At 59.5% G+C, this 19,705-nt stretch carries 15 protein-coding genes; 4 read left to right on the plus strand and 11 right to left on the minus strand.

Annotation, left to right across the window (positions count from 1 at the left end):
• Window positions 1-36: 36 nt before the first annotated feature.
• The 6 genes from ASG55_RS25375 to ASG55_RS25400 all read right to left on the minus strand — a co-directional run bounded on the left by ASG55_RS25375 (window position 37) and on the right by ASG55_RS25400 (window position 8,101).
• Window positions 37-561, minus strand: a complete 525-nt coding sequence (locus tag ASG55_RS25375) for a DUF6586 family protein (protein WP_056791526.1) — start codon at window positions 559-561, stop codon at window positions 37-39.
• Between the two features lie 144 nt (window positions 562-705).
• Complete coding sequence (gene topA / locus ASG55_RS25380) at window positions 706-3,339, minus strand: type I DNA topoisomerase (protein WP_056791529.1); 2,634 nt, start codon at window positions 3,337-3,339, stop codon at window positions 706-708.
• Window positions 3,340-3,453: 114 nt separating this feature from the next.
• Window positions 3,454-3,690: a DUF1653 domain-containing protein gene (locus ASG55_RS25385; protein WP_041477350.1), complete on the minus strand. Its 237-nt coding sequence runs from the start codon at window positions 3,688-3,690 to the stop codon at window positions 3,454-3,456.
• A gap of 93 nt (window positions 3,691-3,783) precedes the next feature.
• Window positions 3,784-4,959, minus strand: coding sequence for an acetyl-CoA C-acyltransferase FadA (gene fadA / locus ASG55_RS25390; RefSeq protein ID WP_016775495.1), 1,176 nt, complete (start codon window positions 4,957-4,959; stop codon window positions 3,784-3,786).
• Between the two features lie 29 nt (window positions 4,960-4,988).
• On the minus strand, window positions 4,989-7,136 hold the full coding sequence (gene fadB, locus ASG55_RS25395) for a fatty acid oxidation complex subunit alpha FadB (protein WP_024013640.1): 2,148 nt from the start codon (window positions 7,134-7,136) through the stop codon (window positions 4,989-4,991).
• 527 nt (window positions 7,137-7,663) lie between these two features.
• Window positions 7,664-8,101 (minus strand): hypothetical protein, encoded by a 438-nt coding sequence (locus ASG55_RS25400; RefSeq protein ID WP_056791532.1) that lies wholly within the window; start codon window positions 8,099-8,101, stop codon window positions 7,664-7,666.
• 103 nt (window positions 8,102-8,204) lie between these two features.
• Here ASG55_RS25400 and ASG55_RS25405 point away from each other — a divergent pair, with 103 nt between their 5' ends.
• Window positions 8,205-8,642, plus strand: a complete 438-nt coding sequence (locus ASG55_RS25405; protein WP_016775498.1) for a universal stress protein — start codon at window positions 8,205-8,207, stop codon at window positions 8,640-8,642.
• A gap of 192 nt (window positions 8,643-8,834) precedes the next feature.
• On the opposite strand, the gene ASG55_RS25410 is transcribed toward ASG55_RS25405, so the two are convergent.
• The gene (locus ASG55_RS25410) at window positions 8,835-10,757 is read right to left on the minus strand and encodes an ATP-binding cassette domain-containing protein (protein ID WP_016775499.1); all 1,923 of its coding nucleotides are present in this window, start codon (window positions 10,755-10,757) and stop codon (window positions 8,835-8,837) included.
• A gap of 214 nt (window positions 10,758-10,971) precedes the next feature.
• On the opposite strand from ASG55_RS25410, the gene ASG55_RS25415 reads away from it, so the two are divergent.
• Window positions 10,972-12,900 (plus strand): transglycosylase SLT domain-containing protein, encoded by a 1,929-nt coding sequence (locus ASG55_RS25415; protein ID WP_056791535.1) that lies wholly within the window; start codon window positions 10,972-10,974, stop codon window positions 12,898-12,900.
• Window positions 12,901-12,982: 82 nt separating this feature from the next.
• Here the strand turns inward: ASG55_RS25415 and ASG55_RS25420 are convergent, their stop codons facing one another.
• Complete coding sequence (locus tag ASG55_RS25420; RefSeq protein ID WP_269085004.1) at window positions 12,983-14,764, minus strand: ABC transporter transmembrane domain-containing protein; 1,782 nt, start codon at window positions 14,762-14,764, stop codon at window positions 12,983-12,985.
• 258 nt (window positions 14,765-15,022) lie between these two features.
• Here ASG55_RS25420 and ASG55_RS25425 point away from each other — a divergent pair, with 258 nt between their 5' ends.
• Window positions 15,023-15,202 (plus strand): PA1571 family protein, encoded by a 180-nt coding sequence (locus ASG55_RS25425; protein ID WP_024013646.1) that lies wholly within the window; start codon window positions 15,023-15,025, stop codon window positions 15,200-15,202.
• Window positions 15,203-15,369: 167 nt separating this feature from the next.
• Here the strand turns inward: ASG55_RS25425 and pdxB are convergent, their stop codons facing one another.
• Complete coding sequence (pdxB, locus tag ASG55_RS25430; RefSeq protein WP_056791541.1) at window positions 15,370-16,512, minus strand: 4-phosphoerythronate dehydrogenase PdxB; 1,143 nt, start codon at window positions 16,510-16,512, stop codon at window positions 15,370-15,372.
• 160 nt (window positions 16,513-16,672) lie between these two features.
• On the opposite strand from pdxB, the gene ASG55_RS25435 reads away from it, so the two are divergent.
• Window positions 16,673-18,082, plus strand: a complete 1,410-nt coding sequence (locus ASG55_RS25435; RefSeq protein ID WP_056791566.1) for an MATE family efflux transporter — start codon at window positions 16,673-16,675, stop codon at window positions 18,080-18,082.
• Window positions 18,083-18,130: 48 nt separating this feature from the next.
• On the opposite strand, the gene tusA is transcribed toward ASG55_RS25435, so the two are convergent.
• A complete protein-coding gene (gene tusA / locus ASG55_RS25440) occupies window positions 18,131-18,379 on the minus strand; it encodes a sulfurtransferase TusA (RefSeq protein WP_016775503.1) in 249 nt (82 codons plus the stop codon).
• 162 nt (window positions 18,380-18,541) lie between these two features.
• Entirely contained in the window at window positions 18,542-19,615 is a 1,074-nt protein-coding gene (rlmM, locus tag ASG55_RS25445; protein WP_041477361.1) for a 23S rRNA (cytidine(2498)-2'-O)-methyltransferase RlmM, read from the minus strand.
• Window positions 19,616-19,705 lie beyond the last annotated feature (90 nt).

Raw genomic sequence — 19,705 nt, forward strand, 5'->3', positions numbered from 1 at the left:
GCAGCATGTTTCAGATTGCCACTGCGCCAAACTACCTCAGCACTCGTTCAAGCCTTCCCGGAAACGCAGGGCCAGACCTTTGAGGTTCTGCCGCCAGCTCTCCAGCTCATCTCGACCGAGCTCTTCCGGCGCCTCTTCTTCATCAAGATTAATCGCTTGAATCAGCGGTTGTGTCACGTCGCCTTTCGGCTTGCGTGGCGCCCTCGGTGGCTGAAACAGTGCTGCGTGCGCCGCCAGCAGTTTCGCCAGCCAGGTTTCCGGATTACCGGCCAGCTCGACCATTTCGGCCAACTCCGGAATGGCGATCGACTCCAGCACTTCGCGCTTCAACAACTCCTCTGCCCTTGGCAAATTGGCCTGCGGCAGACGATAAAAACCGGCGATCTCATGACACAAGCCCAGCAGTGCGCCGTAGAGGTGGAACAACGCCGACTCACGCCCGGCCTGGATCAGCGCCAGAGAATTCATCGCCCGCCCTTCTTCAGCACGAGCCAGAGCTTCGAGTGACAGCCCGGCGAAATAGATCTTCTGGTTGGTGCGGGTATAGAGTTCGTGGGCCATGACGGCAGCCTCCACAACGAAATAATTGCTTCACACAGGCCCGGCAGTGTCATGGATCAGCCGATGCCAGCGCAAGCAAAAAACAAAAAGGCCGCATGAAAACCCGAAGGGTTCATGCGGCCTTTTTGCTGTTCAGACTAGCGCTTACTCAGCCTTGGCCTTTGCGCTGCGCTTGTCTTCAACAGTCCACTTGCCACCGTCGTAATACGCTTTCCAGCCTGTCGGCTTGCCGTCGACTTCGGTCTGTACGTATTGCTCCTTGGTCTTGCGGCTGTAGCGGATGACCGCTGGCAGACCGTCAGGATCCTTTTGCGGAGCCTCGCACAGGAAGTGGTACTTCGGATCGATCTCGTCCTTGTGCGGCAGAATCTCGATCACCAGCGGAGCGCGAGTCTCGCGGTTTTTCGGGAACTGACTGGCGGCCAGGAACAGACCGGACGCACCATCGCGCAAGATGTAGGTGTCGTTGACCTTTTCGCATTTCAGCTCAGGCATCTTCACCGGATCCATCTTCGGCGGCGCCGCGTCACCGCTCTTCAGCAACTTGCGGGTGTTCTTGCACTCAGGGTTGGTGCAACCGAAGAACTTGCCGAAACGGCCGGTCTTGAGCTGCATTTCGCTGCCGCACTTGTCGCATTCCAGGCTCGGACCTTCGTAGCCCTTGATGCGATAGCTGCCCTCTTCAATTTCGTAACCAGCGCAATCCGGGTTGTTGCCGCAGATGTGCAACTTGCGCTTTTCGTCCAGCAGGTAGGCGTCCATCGCCGTGCTGCAGATCGGGCAGCGATGCTTGCCACGCAGTACCAGCGATTCCGATTCGCCCTCGTCGTCCGCTGCGATTTCATCGCCCGGCACCAGGTTGACGGTGGCCTTGCAGCGCTCTTTCGGCGGCAGGCTGTAGCCCGAACAGCCAAGGAACACGCCAGTCGATGCGGTACGAATCTGCATCGGACGACCGCACGTGGTGCACGGAATGTCAGTCATGACCGGCTGGTTGGCGCGCATGCCGCTGTCCGGGTTTTCCGCTACTTCGAGTTTCTTCTTGAAGTCGCCGTAAAACTCGTCCAGCACGTTTTTCCAGTCGCGCTCGCCTTGCGCCACGTCATCGAGGTTCTCTTCCATGCCGGCGGTGAAGCCGTAGTCCATGAGATTGGAGAAACTCTCGGACAGACGCTCGGTGACGATGTCACCCATCTTTTCCGAGTAGAAACGACGGTTGTGCAGGGTCACATAACCGCGATCCTGAATGGTCGAAATGATCGCAGCGTAAGTCGAAGGACGACCGATGCCGCGTTTTTCCATCTCCTTGACCAGACTGGCTTCGGAATAACGCGCCGGTGGCTTGGTGAAATGCTGCGACGGGTCAAGCTTGATCAGCTTCATCACATCGCCCTGGGCCATGTCCGGCAGCACGTCATCATCGCCAGGCTTGGCAATTTGCGGCATCACCCGGGTGTAACCGTCGAACTTGAGGATACGGCCCTTGGCACGCAGCTCGAAGTCGCCAGCGCCGACGCTGACGGTGGTCGACAGGTACTGCGCCGGCAGCATCTGGCAGGCTAGGAACTGGCGCCAGATCAGCTCATACAGACGCTCGGCATCGCGCTCCATACCCGCCAGCTTGCTCGGCGTGGTATTGGCGTCGGACGGACGAATCGCTTCGTGAGCCTCTTGCGCGCCTTCCTTGCTGCTGTAAACGTTCGGCGTTTCCGGCAGGTATTTCTTGCCGAATTCGTCCTCAATGTATGTGCGCGCCATCGCCACGGCGTCGGCCGAGAGATTGGTCGAGTCGGTACGCATGTAAGTGATGTAGCCAGCTTCGTACAGACGCTGGGCCATCATCATGGTTTTCTTCACGCCGAAACCGAGGCGGTTGCTCGCAGCCTGCTGCAAGGTCGACGTGATGAACGGCGCCGACGGCTTGCTGCTGGTCGGTTTGTCTTCGCGCTTGACGATGTTGTAGCTGGAAGACTTGAGCTTCTCCAGCGCAGCCATGGCCTGGGCTTCATTCAGCGGCTTGAAGGCTTCGCCTTTTTCGCGAGCCACTTCGAAACGCACGGTCGAGCCTTTGGTGGTGCCGAGATCAGCGTGCACTTCCCAGTATTCTTCGGGATTGAACGCACGGATTTCACGCTCACGCTCGACTACCAGCTTCACCGCAACCGATTGCACGCGACCGGCGGACAGACCACGGGCGATCTTGGCCCACAGCAGCGGCGAGACCATGTAGCCGACGACGCGGTCGAGGAAGCGACGCGCCTGCTGGGCGTTGACACGATCAATGTCCAGCTCGCCCGGCTCGGAGAAGGCTTCCTGGATCGCCTTCTTGGTGATTTCGTTGAACACCACGCGCTTGTAACGGCTGTCGTCACCACCGATGGCTTCGCGCAGGTGCCAGGCAATGGCTTCCCCCTCGCGATCCAAGTCGGTTGCGAGATAGATGGTGTCAGCATCCTTGGCGAGCCGGCGCAGCTCTTCGATGACCTTTTCTTTGCCCGGGAGGATCTCGTACTGGGCTTTCCAGCCGTGTTCGGGATCCACGCCCATGCGCGAGACCAGTTGCTTGCGCGCTTTCTCTTTCGGCGAGAGCACCGGACCTTCGCCCGCAGCAGCCTTGCCGCGCTTGGCGGCTGGCTCTTTGCTGGCGCTAGCCGAACCGCTGGTGGGCAGGTCTCGGATATGGCCGATACTCGACTTCACCACGTATTGGTTACCCAGATACTTGTTGATGGTCTTGGCCTTAGCCGGGGATTCCACAATGACCAGCGATTTGCCCATGGATCAGAAAATTCCTGAATTCTAGAAGTGAAAGGCGGTTGGCGCCTGACGCGGCACCGCTATATATAGTTGATACAAGGTGAGGTCAAGCGCAGGGTTGTCTGCGCAGTCGCCTCATGCCTTGTCAAAGACGCTCGGTTCGGCCTGCACCAAAGCAAAGCGCGGCACCTGCTCGCCGTCAACCTCGACCGACTCGACGAACATGCTCAGCGGGCGCACCCAAAAGCCGTAATCGCCATACAGGGCTTGGTAAAAGACCACTTCTTCTTCGGTTTCGGAATGCCGCGCAACACTGAATACACGGTATTGCGGACCTTTGTAATGTTGGTAGAGCCCAGGTTGTATCGGCATGCTTCGGCCCTCACTGAAATCTTTTCAAAAATAAATAAAAAACCCAAAAACAAAAACCGGGGCACTGGGCCCCGGCTTCCATCGACGAGACGCTTAAACGCGTTCGAAGACGGTGGAGATGCCTTGGCCGAGACCAATGCACATAGTGGCCACCCCGAAGGTGCCGCTATTCTGCTTCATCACGTTCAACAGGGTGCCGGAAATACGTGCACCGGAGCAACCGAACGGGTGACCCAGGGCGATCGCGCCGCCGTGCAGGTTAACCTTCTCGTTCATCTTGTCGAGCACTTTCAGATCTTTCAGCACTGGCAGAGCCTGTGCGGCGAAAGCTTCGTTGAGCTCGAAGAAGTCGATATCGTTGATGCCAAGGCCTGCGCGCTTCAGGGCTTTTTGTGTTGCCGGCACTGGACCATAGCCCATGATTGCCGGATCCACACCTGCCACTGCCATCGAACGGATCACCGCCATAGGCTGGATACCCAGGTCCTGTGCACGCTGCGCCGACATCACGATCATGCACGAAGCACCGTCAGTGATCTGCGACGAAGTACCGGCAGTCACGGTGCCGCCCTTTGGATTGAATGCCGGCTTCAGCGCCGCCAGACTTTCCAGGGTGGTTTCCGGACGAATGGTTTCGTCGTAGTCGTACAGTTTCAGGAAACCGTTCTCGTCGTAACCCTGCATCGGGATGATTTCGTCCTTGAACTTGCCTTCCACGGTTGCCTTGTGGGCCAACTGGTGGGAACGCACGCCAAAGGCATCCTGCTGCTCACGGGTGATGCCGTGCATCTTGCCGAGCATTTCAGCGGTCAGGCCCATCATGCCCGAGGCTTTTGCCGCGTACAGCGACATGTGCGGGTTCGGATCGACACCGTGCATCATGCTCACGTGGCCCATGTGCTCGACGCCGCCGACCACGAACACGTCACCGTTGCCGGTCATGATCGCTTGCGCAGCAGTGTGCAGCGCGCTCATCGACGAACCGCACAGACGGCTGACGGTCTGGCCGGCCGAAGTGTGCGGAATCTGGGTCATCAGCGACGCCATGCGCGCGATGTTCCAGCCCTGCTCCAGGGTCTGGTTGACGCAGCCCCAGATCACGTCCTCGACTTCCGCCGGGTCGACCTTGCTGTTGCGTTCCAGCAGTTTGCTGATCAGGTGCGCCGACATGTCTTCAGCGCGGGTGTTGCGGTGCATGCCGCCCTTGGAGCGGCCCATCGGAGTACGACCGAAGTCGACAATCACGACGTCTCTAGGATTCAAGCTCATAAGTTCACTCTCACTCTAGTTGGGGGCGCTTAACCGAAGAAGCTCTGGCCGTTCTTGGCCATTTCGCGCAGCTTCGCGGTCGGGTGGTACAGCGCGCCCAAATCAGCGTACTGGTCAGCCAGGGCAACGAACTCGGCAACACCGATCGAATCGATGTAGCGCAGCGCACCGCCACGGAATGGAGGGAAACCGATACCGTAAACCAGACCCATGTCGGCTTCGGCGGCGGTTTCAACGATGCCGTCTTCCAGGCAGCGCACGGTTTCCAGGCACAGCGGGATCATCATCCAGTTGATGATGTCTTCGTCAGTGACTTCGCGCTGCTCGTAAACGATCGGCTTGAGCACTTCGAGTACCGACGGATCGGCGACTTTCTTCTGCTTGCCTTTCTTGTCGGCCTCGTAGGCGTAGAAGCCCTTGCCGTTCTTCTGGCCCAGGCGCTTGGCTTCGTACAGCACGTCGATGGCCGAACGACGGTCATCCTTCATGCGGTCCGGGAAACCTTCAGCCATGACGTCGCGACCGTGGTGACCGGTGTCGATGCCGACCACGTCCATCAGGTAAGCCGGGCCCATTGGCCAGCCGAATTTTTCCATCACTTTGTCGATGCGAACGAAGTCGACACCGGCGCTGACCAGCTTGGCGAAACCGCCGAAGTACGGGAACAGCACGCGGTTGACCAAAAAGCCCGGGCAGTCATTGACCACGATCGGGTTCTTGCCCATTTTCTTCGCGTAGGCAACGGTGGTGGCGATCGCCAGTTCACTGGACTTCTCGCCACGGATCACTTCCACCAGCGGCATCATGTGCACCGGGTTGAAGAAGTGCATGCCGACGAAGTTTTCCGGACGCTTGAGGGCCTTGGCCAGCAGGCTGATGGAAATGGTCGAGGTGTTGGACGCGAGGATGGTGTCCTCTTTGACCTTGTCTTCGACTTCAGCCAGTACCGCTTGCTTGACCTTCGGGTTTTCGACCACAGCTTCGACGACCAGATCGACGTGACCGAAGTCGCCGTAGGACAGGGTCGGACGAATGCCGTTGAGCACTTCAGCCATCTTCGCCGCGGTCATGCGACCCTTGTCAACGCGGCCGACCAGCAGCTTGGCGGCTTCGGCCAGACCCTGCTCGATACCGTGCTCGTTGATGTCCTTCATCAGGATCGGCGTGCCTTTGGAAGCCGACTGATAAGCGATACCGCCACCCATGATGCCGGCGCCGAGTACGGCAGCCTGCTTCACGTCCTTGGCGATTTCGTCATAGGCCTTGGCCTTTTTCTTCAATTCCTGATCGTTCAGGAACAGGCCGATCAGGCTCTGCGCAGCAGATGTCTTGGCCAGTTTGACGAAGCCTGCAGCTTCCACTTCCAGTGCCTTGTCGCGACCGAAGTTCGCGGCTTTCTGGATGGTCTTGATCGCTTCAACCGGCGCCGGGTAGTTCGGGCCGGCCTGGCCAGCCACGAAACCTTTGGCGGTTTCGAAAGCCATCATTTGCTCAATGGCGTTCAACTTGAGTTTTTCAAGTTTCGGCTGACGCTTGGCTTTGTAATCGAACTCACCGGAGATGGCGCGCTTGATCAGTTCAAGGGCAGCTTCCTGCAGCTTCTCTGGAGCAACCACGGCGTCGACGGCGCTGACTTTCAGGGCGTCTTCAGGACGGTTTTCCTTGCCGGCGGCAATCCACTCGATGGCGTTGTCGACACCGATCAGGCGTGGCAGACGCACAGTACCGCCGAAGCCTGGGTAGATGCCCAGTTTGACTTCCGGCAGACCGATCTTTGCCTTGGTGGACATGACGCGATAGTCGGCCGCCAGGCACATTTCCAGACCGCCACCGAGGGCGATGCCGTTGATGGCCGCGACGGTCGGCACGTTGAGGTCTTCGAAATCGCTGAAGATCTTGTTGGCTTCGAGATTGCCTGCAACCAGCTCGGCATCCGGCAGCTTGAAGTTGTCGACAAATTCGGTGATGTCGGCGCCGACGATGAACACGTCCTTGCCGCTGCTGACGATCACGCCCTTGATCGAAGCATCTGCCTTGATGGTGTCTACGGCCTGACGCAGTTCGTTCAGGGTTAGACGGTTGAACTTGTTGACGGACTCACCCTTGAGGTCGAATTTCAATTCGACGATGCCACTTTCAAGAGCTTTAACCGTGATGGCTTTACCTTCGTAAATCATCAACTGATCTCCACGATATGGAAGCTGAACAGTACACGTCGGACGCAGGCTTATGGCTCAGAAGGACGCTTTGTTCGTCGATGCTGACACCTGTCCGCCTGGCACACCCGCCAACGCGATAGTCGGGATTCTGTAGGAGCAGTCTGTAAGACAAACGCTCAATTCATACGCCCGTTTGATTCGGGTACGTCACCTTCACGGAATTTCAGACAATTGTCAATCGCCCTAAATTCGGGCTGAAATGCGACTTTGCGGTCATTTCTGCACCATGATGAGCAGCAACACCCGTCTCGATGTTGAGCCATTCATAGAATCAATAGTTAGAAAAGTCGCCCTAATTTCCGCCGAGCCCTGTTCAGAAGGCTACGCTGGGTGGACTGCGAGAAAATTTGCCGAGGCGATCAAAGCGCCTGCCGCAAAAAAAGATTACCGGCCTGCCTGGCCAATCCGCCCGACGAATCATGTCGGGCTTTTTATTGCGCGTCTGCCGGACGTTTCACACCGTTGCAGTGAGAAAAGTCCGCGCATCACGCCAGTGCTTTCAGGGTCGCGTCGATATCCTGCAGAACCGTCGCCTCGCCCTTCTCGCCCCAGTACAAGGCGATCATCTGCTTGTCCGCTTCGATCTTGAAAACATTGCCCGGCAATTTTTCGAAATAATCGAGCAGGATCCGGTCATCGCAGACTTCCTGCCATTGATTGACCCAGACGCCCGGGGTTTTCTGCCAGTACGTCCAGCACGCCGGTTGGCTGCCACGCCGCGGCCGATGGTACTGGGCGCAGGGGTTTGGCGGCTCTGGCAGCAGCCAGTGCGGCCACTCCTGCGGCGCCAGTTGCATGGCCAGGCCGATGCGTCGAGCCTCCATGCGCAGGGCCATGCGCCCGCTCTGCGCGCGAGACGGGCGCAACCATGCCAGCGGACTTAAAACTACCAGCAGGATTGACACCACCAGCCAGACCGTCATATCTGTACTCCCGATTTTTGATGAGCCCATTGTGTCACTTGCGAACCAATGCGCTTGAAACCAGCCATACTTACCAATATCGAACCCTCAGGAGGAGCACCTCATGCCCTACCACCACATACTGGTCGCTGTAGATCTGACCGAAGAGTGCGACCCTGTGATCCACCGCGCCCGCGAGCTGTCGGTGAGCAACGCTGCCAAGTTGTCGCTGGTGCATATCGTTGAACCGATGGCCATGGCCTTCGGTGGCGACGTGCCAATGGACCTGTCACAACTGCAACAACAGCAGTTCGATCAGGCCAAGGAGCGTCTTGAAAAACTCAAATCGAAATACCCCGAGCTCGAAGGCGCCAATTGCCATCTGACCTACGGCCAGCCACGCCAGGAAATCCATCATTTCGCCAAGGAACAAGCGTGCGATCTGATCGTGGTCGGAAGCCATGGCCGTCATGGCTTGGCACTGCTGCTCGGCTCGACCGCGAATGACGTGCTGCACGGTGCGCCATGCGATGTGCTGGCGGTACACCTGGTCAAACGCTGATCTGTCTTGCTCTTTGTGGGAGCGAGCCTGCTCGCGAATACGTCGGCACATTCAATATGAGTGCCGCCTGACACACGGCTTTCGCGAGCAGGCTCGTTCCCACAGTTGACCTGCTCCAGCCTGTAGATCGCGTTACATATGAAAAGCCCGGCGCTCATCACTGAGCGCCGGGCTTTTTCACATCAGGAGCAATCAGGCATCCAGCTCGGCCCAACGCTCCACCAACGCATCCAGCTCGGCCTGCAATTGCTCCAGCGAAGCAATCACCTTGGCCGTTTCCGCCGGCGGACGCTGATAGAAACCGGCTTCAGCCATTTCCGCTTCAACCGCGGCGATTTGCTGCTCCTTGGCGTCGATGTCGCCCGGCAAGGCTTCCAGCTCACGCTGCAGCTTGTAGCTGAGTTTCTTCTTGGCAACCGGAGCGGCAGCCGCAGGCGCAGCCACCGGAGCCGGCTCAGCGCTAACCACCGCCGAGTTCAGGTCAGCCTTGCCCGACTTGCTTTCAGTCACGCCCAACAGACGCGGCGAACCGCCCTGACGGATCCAGTCCTGATAGCCGCCGACGTATTCACGAACCTTGCCTTCACCTTCGAAGACCAGGGTGCTGGTCACCACGTTATCGAGGAATGCCCGGTCGTGGCTGACCATCAGCACGGTGCCGTTGAAAGTCAGCAGCACTTCTTCGAGCAGCTCGAGAGTTTCCACATCGAGGTCGTTGGTCGGTTCGTCGAGCACCAGCAGGTTCGCCGGTTTGCTGAACAGCTTCGCCAGCAACAGACGCGCACGTTCACCACCCGACAACGCCTTGACCGGCGTGCGTGCACGCTGCGGGCTGAACAGGAAGTCGCCGAGATAGCTCAGCACGTGACGGCTCTGCCCGTCGATGTCGATGAAGTCGCGACCTTCGGCGACGTTGTCGATCACGGTTTTTTCCAGATCCAGCTGATGGCGCAACTGGTCGAAGTACGCCACGTCGATCCGGGTGCCCTCTTCCACTTTACCGCTGGTCGGTTGCAGACCGCTGAGCATCAGTTTCAACAGGGTGGTCTTGCCGGTACCGTTGGCGCCGAGCAGACCGATACGGTCGCCGCGCTGCAGGACCATGGAGAAATCCTTGATCAGGAACGGCCCGCCCGGATGCGCGAAGCTCACGTTCTCGAGGACCATCACCTGCTTGCCGGATTTGTCCGCGGTTTCCAGCTGGATGTTGGCCTTGCCGGTACGCTCGCGACGCTCACTGCGCTCAACGCGCAGGGCTTTCAGGGCGCGCACGCGACCTTCGTTGCGAGTGCGGCGGGCCTTGATGCCCTGACGGATCCACACCTCTTCCTGAGCCAGACGCTTGTCGAACAGCGCGTTGGCGGTTTCTTCAGCGGCCAGCGCAGCTTCTTTGTGCACGAGGAAACTGGCGTAGTCGCCGTTCCAGTCGATCAGCCCACCGCGATCCAGTTCGAGGATTCGCGTGGCGAGGTTTTGCAGGAAGGAACGGTCGTGCGTGATGAACAGCACGGCGCCCTGGAAATCTTTCAGCGCCTCTTCGAGCCAGGCAATCGCACCGATGTCCAGGTGGTTGGTCGGTTCGTCGAGCAGCAGCAGGTCCGGTTCGGACACCAGCGCCTGCGCCAGCAGCACGCGACGACGCCAGCCGCCGGAGAGTTCGGCGAGGGTCTTGTCGGCCGGCAGTTGCAGACGGCTCAGGGTGCTGTCGACCAGCGTCTGCAGGCGCCAGCCATCACGGGCTTCGAGGTCGTGCTGAACATGCATCAGCTTGTCCAGATCAGCGTCGGTGACGATGTTCTGGCTCAGGTGATGATATTCGGCGAGCAAGGCGCCAACACCATCGAGGCCTTCAGCCACCACGTCGAATACCGTCCGGTCGTCGGCCACTGGCAATTCTTGCGGCAATTCGCCGATTTTCAGACCGGGGGCACGCCACACCGAGCCGTCATCGGGCTTCTGGTCGCCCTTGACCAGTTTCATCATGCTGGACTTGCCAGTGCCATTGCGGCCGATGATGCACACCCGCTCACCACGGGCGATCTGCCAGGACACCTTGTCCAACAACGGCATAGCGCCGAACGCAAGGGACACATCGCTGAATTTGAGCAGGGTCATGAGCTTCTCCAAAAACCGGGCGCGCATTCTACCTGACTTGAGGCTTCAGCAGGCCGGCAATTTGTCTGTCGAAGCACTCTGCACAACATTTGTTGCGAACTTGTGCAGCGAGGCTCGCAAAGCTTTCGCCGCTTGCTGGCAAAAGGCTAAGCTACAGTCAATTCAGTGCGGATTCCGATCGGCACTTGTCATGATTTCTCTGCCCGGATGTCTCATGCGCAGTCGCCTTTTCAGTGTTTTGTCCTGCTTGTTTCTTACCGCCGCTGCCGCTCAATCCGTCCAGGCGGTGGACTTGTCCACCCAACGCCAGTATTACGATGAAGCCAAGCGCGCCTTGGCCAAGGGTGATACCGGCCCGTATTTCCGTTACAGCCAGGCGCTGGCCGATTATCCGCTGGAACCGTATCTGGCCTACGACGAACTGACCGCGCGTCTGAAGACCGCGAGCAACGCAGAAATCGAGAAATTCCTCGCCGAACACGGTGACCTGCCGCAGGCCAACTGGATGAAGCTGCGCTGGTTGCGCTGGCTCGCCGATCGTGGCGACTGGGCGACCTTCGTCAAGTATTACGATCCGAAGCTGAATTTCACCGAGCTCGACTGCCTCAACGCGCAGTACCAAATCAGCCACGACAAGAAGGCTGAAGGCTATGCCAACGCAGAAAAACTCTGGCTGACCGGCAAATCGCAACCCGCCGCCTGTGACGCGCTGTTCGGCATCTGGGCTGCCGACGGCCAGCTTACCGAGCAGAAACGCTGGGAGCGCACCAAACTTGCTGCGCAGGCACGCAACTATCCGCTGGCCAACAGTCTGATCAACGGCCTGACCACCCTCGCCCCGCGCGGTCGTTTGCTGGTCGACGTGGCGCAGAAACCCGAATTGCTCAATCAGCCGTCGCGCTTCAGCCCGGCCGACGAGCCGATGTCAGACGTCGTCAGCCTCGGCTTGCGCCGCCTCGCTCGGCAGGATCCGGACAAGGCCATGGCTTTGCTCGACGGTTACGCCAGCAGCATGCATTTCTCTCGCGATGAGAAGGTCGCGATCGCTCGCGAGATCGGCCTGACCCTCGCGCGCCGCTTCGACAGCCGCGCGCTGGACGTGATGACCAAATACGATCCGGAGCTGCGCGACAACACCGTCTCGGAATGGCGCCTGCGCCTGCTGCTGCGTCTGGCACGCTGGAACGATGCCTACGAATTGACCAAACGTCTGCCGCAAGACCTGGCCACCACCAACCGTTGGCGCTATTGGCAGGCGCGCAGTCTGGAGCTGGCCGAGCCACAAAACCCGCAAGCGCTGACCCTGTACAAGAATCTGGCGCGGGAACGAGACTTCTACGGCTTCCTCGCCGCAGACCGTTCACAGTCGCCTTACTCGCTGAACAACAAGCCGCTGGTGCTCAGCCAGGCGTTGATCAACAAGGTTCGTAACACCCCCGGCGTGCGGCGCGCGCTGGAGTTTCATGCACGCGGGCAGATCGTCGACGGGCGTCGCGAGTGGTATCACGTCAGCCGTCATTTCAACCGCGATGAAATGGTCGCCCAGGCCAAACTGGCCTACGACCTGAAATGGTACTTCCCGGCGATTCGCACCATCAGTCAGGCGCAGTACTGGGACGACCTGGACATCCGCTTCCCGATGGCGCACCGCGATACCCTCGTGCGTGAAGCCAAGGTTCGCGGCCTGCATTCGAGCTGGGTGTTCGCCATAACCCGGCAGGAAAGCGCCTTCATGGACGACGCGCGCTCCGGCGTCGGCGCCAGCGGTCTGATGCAATTGATGCCCGGCACCGCCAAGGAAACCGCGCGCAAGTTCAGCATTCCATTGGCCTCGCCCCAGCAAGTGCTCGATCCAGACAAGAACATTCAGCTCGGCGCCGCTTACCTCAGCCAGGTGCACAGCCAGTTCAACGGCAACCGCGTGCTCGCCTCCGCCGCTTATAACGCCGGGCCAGGCCGCGTGCGTCAGTGGCTGCGCGGCGCTGATCACCTGAGTTTCGACGTCTGGGTGGAAAGCATCCCGTTCGACGAAACCCGTCAATACGTGCAGAACGTGTTGTCCTACTCGGTGATCTACGGCCAGAAACTCAACTCGCCGCAACCGCTGGTGGATTGGCATGAGCGGTATTTTGACGATCAGTAATCACCAGGCTGACGCCGGATCATGAAAAATGCCCGTATCGTGAGATGCGGGCATTTTTTTGGTCGGTTACTTGGTCGATTGCTCAGTCTGCTGTGACAGATCGACCATCATTGAACTGCAACGCCGCCAGCCGTGCGTACAGCGGATTGCTGGCGATCAACTCCTGATGTGTCCCCACCGCTACTAGCTTGCCTTGATCCATCACCGCAATCCGGTCAGCGTTCTTCACCGTGGCCAGCCTGTGAGCGATCACCAGCGTGGTGCGGTTTTCCATCAGCGTTGGCAGGGCCTGCTGGATCAGATGTTCGCTCTGTGCGTCGAGGGCGCTGGTGGCTTCGTCAAGGAGCAGGATCGGCGCGTCCACTAGCAAGGCGCGGGCAATGGCCAGACGTTGGCGCTGACCGCCGGACAACCCGAGGCCGCCATCGCCGAGATGAGTTTGATAGCCGTCCGGCATTTGTTCGATGAAGTCGTGGGCGTGGGCAATTCGCGCAGCTTCCTTGACCTGTTCAAGCGTGGCCGTCGGGCAGCCGTAGCGAATGTTGTCCTCCACGCTGCCGAAAAACAACGCGGGGGTTTGCGAGACCAGGGCGAAACAGCGGCGCAGATCCAGCGGGTCAAGGCTGGTCAGCGGCACGCCATCGAGGAAAATCTGCCCCTCGCGTGGATCGTAGAAGCGCAGCAACAAGTCGTAAACCGTGGACTTGCCCGCGCCGGACGGCCCCACCAATGCCAGGGTTTCGCCTGCCCTCACCGTCAGATTCAAGCCATCGACGGCGTAGCTTTGCGGACGCGACGGGTAGGAAAAACGCACGTCGCGCAGTTCAAGTTCACCTTTGACTCGCGCTGGCAGAGTGACCAGTCCGGTCAACGGTGGCTGGATGATGTTTTCCGAACGCAGCAATTCTGCGATGCGTTCAGCGGCACCCGCAGCGCGTTGCAGTTCGCCGATCACTTCGCTCAGCGTGCCGAACGCACTGCCGACAATCAGGCTGTAGAAAACGAACGCCGCCAGTTCCCCAGCCGAAATCCGTCCCGCCATCACATCCATGCCGCCGACCCACAACATCACCGCCACCGCGCCAAGCACCAGCACGATCACCAAAGTGATCAACCACGCTCGCTGGAAGATCCGTTTACGCGCAGTTTCGAACGCCTGCTCGACGGTCGAAGCGAAACGCTGCTCGTCCTGAACCTGGTGGTTGTAGGCTTGTACGGTTTTGATCTGACCAAGGGTTTCCGACACATAGCTGCCAATGTCGGCGATACGGTCCTGGCTCTGGCGCGACAGATTGCGCACACGGCGGCCGAAAATCAGGATCGGCGCGATCACCAGCGGCAGTGCAATCACGACAATGCTGGTCAACTTCGGATTGGTGATGAACAGCAACACCACACCACCGATGACCATCAGCAGATTGCGCAGGAACAGCGAGAGCGACGAGCCGATCACCGATTGCAGCAGCGTGGTATCAGCGGTCAGGCGCGACTGGATTTCCGAGCTGCGGTTATCCTCATAAAAGCCCGGATGCAGATACACCAAGTGATTGAACACTTGGCGGCGAATGTCGGCGACCACGCGCTCGCCTATCCACGACACCAGATAGAAACGGGCAAAGGTGCCCAGCGCCAGTCCGAGCACCAGCAACATGAAAATCCCGATCGACTGATTGAGCAGATGCGGCGAACGGGTCATGAAACCCTGGTCTACCAACAACTTGATGCCCTGCCCCATCGACAAGGTGATGCCGGCGGTGACGATCAGCGCGAGCAGTGCGCCGAAGGCATGCCAGCGGTACGGCAGGAGAAAATGACTGGTCAGGCGCAGGGCACGCCGGTGTCGGGAAGAAAACATGGAGATCATGGAGTTCACGTCTGCGCAGATGGATCGGGCCAGCCTACAGACTCAGATGGGGTGGAACTCTGTAAATCACAATGAGTCAGGTTAAATATGCCCGGGATGTCCGGATGCTAGAAACGATTGGTCTAAGGTTGCGGTTGAGACGAGCGGTCATTTCTGTTTGAGTAGAGATGCCGCCCGCCGACAGACCGCAGGGAGTTGTCACAGCCTGGTCACGTGGCGGTTTTAACTTAGGCACACAACCTGATGAGGAGACAGGCCATGTCCTTGCAACACAGCAGCGAAGACAAGATTGAAGTGATCCGCACCAAACCCGACCAGTCTCTGGGTTGCTCGATTATCGATGAGCAGGGCCGTGAAGTACCGATCACTGAAGACATGATCCAGGACGCGTGCCGCGAACTGGAGAAGCGATTGGTCAAGCCTGCCGAACAAGAGTGATGTAGCCACCGTCTTCCTGACCCGGCCCTGATTGGCCGGGTTTTTTATATCTGCAATTCGGGATTGGTGGTGTGGCTTTCGCGAGCAAGCTCGCTCCCACCTTTAACTTTGCTGCACTGTAGATCCCCTGTGGGAGCGAGCCTGCTCGCGAAAAGGCCAGCGCTGATTCAGACAGCCACCGCCCCCAGCGCCTCAACAATCTGCCGCAACCCCGGCGCATCACCTTCAATTCGCACCTTCAGCCCTTCGATCTCGCGTCGCACCGGATATTGCTTGCGCAACGCGTCAAACGCCGAGCGCTGCTCAGCGACATTTCCCACCAGGCTGCGGCGGAAATCCGCATCATCGCGGCGCGGGTCATACACGCCCCGGCACAACATCGCCAGCGCCCACGCCGGATCGCTGTCACCGTGCAGGGAAACTTCCGACAACCAGGTTGCTGGCAGCAGATCGCTGAGCTGGATAGCTGCAGGTTGGCCGCTGAAAGCGCAGTAGGCCTGATAAATCTGCGCGGTCCCGCGTTGCTTGCCATCGAGGCTGTAACCGGCAATATGTGGCGTGGCCAATACGCAGAGTTCGGCCAACGCAGGGTCGACTTCCGGCTCTTTTTCCCAGACGTCGAGCACCGCTTGCAGGTCCTCGCGCTCCAGCAGCACCTCACGCAGCGCAACGTTATCCACCACAGGGCCGCGCGCCGCGTTGATCAGCCATGCACCCTGCTTGAGTTGCTGCAAACGCTGTTGATCGAACAGATGCCAGGTTGCAGAGTCGCCGCTGCGGGTCAATGGCGTATGCAGACTGATTACGTCGCACTGCTCGATGATCTGCTCAAGGCTGACATATTCGCCGCCCTCGGCAGCCTGACGCGGCGGATCGCAAACCTTGACGTTCCAGCCCAAGCCCTTGAGAACCTTGATCAAGCGCCCCCCCACTTCACCGGCGCCGACGACGCCGTAAGTACGCTGAGTCAGATCCGCGCCTTCGATTTCGGCCAGTGTCATCAGACTGCCCAGTACGTAGTCGACTACACCACGGGCATTGCAACCCGGCGCGCTCGACCAGCAGATCCCGGCCTCGTTGAAGTAATCGAGATCCAGATGATCGGTGCCGATGGTGCAGGTGCCGACAAAGCGCACCTTGCTGCCTTCGAGCAGCGCGCGATTGACGTTAGTCACCGAGCGCACCAGCAACACATCGGCCTGCTCAACCGTCGCGCGGTCAATGGAGCGGCCCGGCACTCTGCGGATGTCGCCGAAACCGGCAAAAAAGGCATCGAGCAGCGGGATATTTTCGTCGGCAACAATCAGCATGGCGGGCTCCTTGGGCGGATCGGCAGTTTAGGTGCTGACGCGTCGATCAGCCAGCAGGGTTTGCGCTTACAAATACGCAACAGAGGATATTTCCTGACCGAGGCGTCAGCGGCGTAGAATGCGCCGCTCTGCGCATCAATACTTTCTGGACGCTTTGCCTGTGAACCCTGTAACTGACCAACCTGTCGCCGTCTCGCTGAGCCGCCCTGCGCGGATTCGCCTGGAGTTGAAAAACCTGCTCGCCCTGGCCCTGCCGATCATCATCGCGCAACTGGCGACCACGGCCATGGGCTTCGTCGATGCGGTGATGGCCGGGCGCGTCGGCCCCAAGGACCTGGCGGCAGTGGCGCTGGGCAACTCGATCTGGGTTCCGGTGTTTCTATTGATGACCGGCACCCTGCTGGCCACCACACCAAAAGTCGCCCAGCGTTTCGGCGCCGGCAAGCACAGCGAAATTGGCCCGATCGTGCGTCAGGCGTTGTGGCTGGCATTGGTAGTCGGATTGATCGCCACCTCGATGCTGATCGCTGCCGAGCCGGTGCTGCACCTGATGAAGGTCGATCCCGAGCTGATCGGCCCGTGCATGCAATATCTGCACGGCATCGCCAGCGGCTTGCCGGCGGTGGCCCTCTATCACGTGCTGCGCTGCACCAGCGACGGCATCGGCCGCACCCGCCCGGCCATGGTGCTGGGCCTCTGTGGTCTGGCGCTGAACATCCCGCTGAACTACATCTTCATCTACGGTCACTTTGGCGTGCCGGCCATGGGCGGCGTCGGCTGCGGCTGGGCCACGGCGATCGTGATGTGGGTAATGGCGCTGGGCCTGGCCGGGTACGAACGCTGGGCACCGGCCTATCGCTCAAGCGAATTGTTCAGCCGCTTCGACTGGCCGCAGTGGGCGGTGATCAAACGTCTGCTGTCGATTGGTTTGCCGATCGGCATCGCGGTGTTTGCCGAGTCGAGTATTTTTGCCGTAATCGCCCTGCTGATTGGCAGCCTCGGCGCGACGGTGGTGGCCGGGCATCAGATCGCGCTGAACGTCAGCTCGCTGGTGTTCATGATCCCGTACTCACTGGGCATGGCGGTCACCGTGCGTGTCGGTCAGGCGCTTGGGCGCGAGGAACCGCGTGAAGCGCGCTTTGCCGCTGGAGTCGGCATGGGCACGGCGCTGGCCTACGCCTGCCTGTCGGCGAGCCTGATGCTGGCGCTGCGCGAGCCGATTGCGGCGATCTATACCGCTGATCCAACGGTGATTCATATTGCGGCGATGCTGATTGTCTATTCGGCGCTGTTCCAGTTTTCCGATGCGATCCAGGTGACCGCAGCAGGCGCACTGCGTGGCTATCAGGACACTCGGGTGACGATGATCCTGACTCTCTTCGCCTACTGGGGGATTGGTTTGCCGGTGGGTTATGCGCTGGGCCTGACCGATTGGCTCGGCGAGCCACGCGGTCCGAGCGGTTTGTGGCAGGGTTTGATCGTAGGCTTGAGCTGCGCAGCGTTGATGCTGTCGATTCGTCTGACACGCAGTGCGCGCAAACGCATTCGGATCAGTCGTTCGATGGGTTGATCACCCATAAAAAAAGACCTGCATTTGCAGGTCTTTTTTTGCCCTGAGTCAGGACTTCTTGCGAATCCAGTACAGATAGGTGCCGGCCTCTTCGTGCTGGCTGACCAGCTCATGGTCAAGAAACACGCAGAACTTGGGGATATCGCGCTTGGTCGAGGGATCGGTGGCGATCACCTTGAGCAAGCCGCCGGGCACCAGATCGCGGATGTGCTGGTGCAGCATCATCACCGGCTCCGGGCAATTGAGGCCGGTGGCGTCGAGGGTGCCGTCGACCGGGGTATCGATCATTTCACTCATGGTTCACTCCAGAAACTGGCCGGCATTGTCGCGCATCGCCGGGATTATCGTCCAACCCATGTGGGAGCGAGCCTGCTCGCGAAGGCAATCCGTCAGTCAGCACATCGTTGGCTGCCCCACCGCTTTCGCGAGCAGGCTCGCTCCCACAGGTTCAGTGTTGTGTCAGCGCGATTTGGTTTTCCTGGTGTCGTGCCGGCGCAGATGGCAAGTCACTTCCTCGCGGTCGTGATATAGCTGCTTGCAGCCGATATCAACCTTGATCCCACGTGCCTTGAAACCATCGGCAATGCGCTCGAGCAGACGCTTCACTTCGGCATAACGCTGTTTCATCGGCAGCTTCAGGTTGACCACCGCCTCGCGGCAATGCCCCTCGCCGATCCACTCTTCCAGCATCGCCGCGTTGCGCGCCGGTTTCTCGACGATGTCGCAAACCATCCAGTCCACCGGCTGCTTCGGCTTGAAGGTAAAACCGTCCGCCATCAGATGCTGGACCAATCCGGTTTCCATCAGGCTTTCAGCCATCGGGCCGTTGTCGATAGCCGTCACCAGCATGCCCCGGTTGACCAGTTGCCAGGTCCAGCCGCCCGGTGCGGCGCCGAGGTCAACGCCGGTCATGTCGCTGTGCAGGCGATCTTCCCACTGATCACGTGGAATGAAGTGGTGCCACGCCTCCTCCAGCTTCAAGGTCGAACGGCTGGGCGCCTCGCGAGGAAACTTCAGGCGTGGAATGCCCATCGGCCACATTGCCGAATTGCCGGCATCGGCCATGCCGAGGAACACTTCGCGTCCGCTTTTGAAGGTCAGCAACAATCGCGGCTTGCTGGCGTCTTCCACCAGTTTGCCAGCGGCGGTCAGCGCCTTGCGCAGCGGGCCTTCGAATTTTTTGCAGAAATTCGACAGTTCCTTGCCGTCATTGGTATCGACCACTTCCAGCCACAGACTGCCAAACACCGGGAAATCGGCCATGTGCGCGAGGATTACGCTGATGCGATCGTTTTCCGGCAGATCAATGAAAAAGCCCCGCGCCCACTGCCGAGGGAAAATCAATTCGGCGAAACGCTGACCGCGCATCAGGCGTTCGGCGCCGTCGGCTTCAGTGCAGACAAACTCGGCGCAGGCCGTGGCGGTTTTGGCTTTGGCGTAACCGGCGACATTGAGACGGGCGGCGAGATCGGAAATCTCCGAACAGACTTCGCCTTCGAAGCCGGGCCGGCAATGCATGAATAGGGTGTTCATTCTTACTCCTGGGCAACGGTCGATCATTCGACCGTTGCGCGATGCTCAAGCCTTGCGTTGCCGCAATGCCTGTCACGAAAACCGGCGCAT

This window comes from Pseudomonas sp. Leaf434 (assembly GCF_001425545.1).
Classification (GTDB): Bacteria; Pseudomonadota; Gammaproteobacteria; order Pseudomonadales; family Pseudomonadaceae; genus Aquipseudomonas; species Aquipseudomonas siliginis.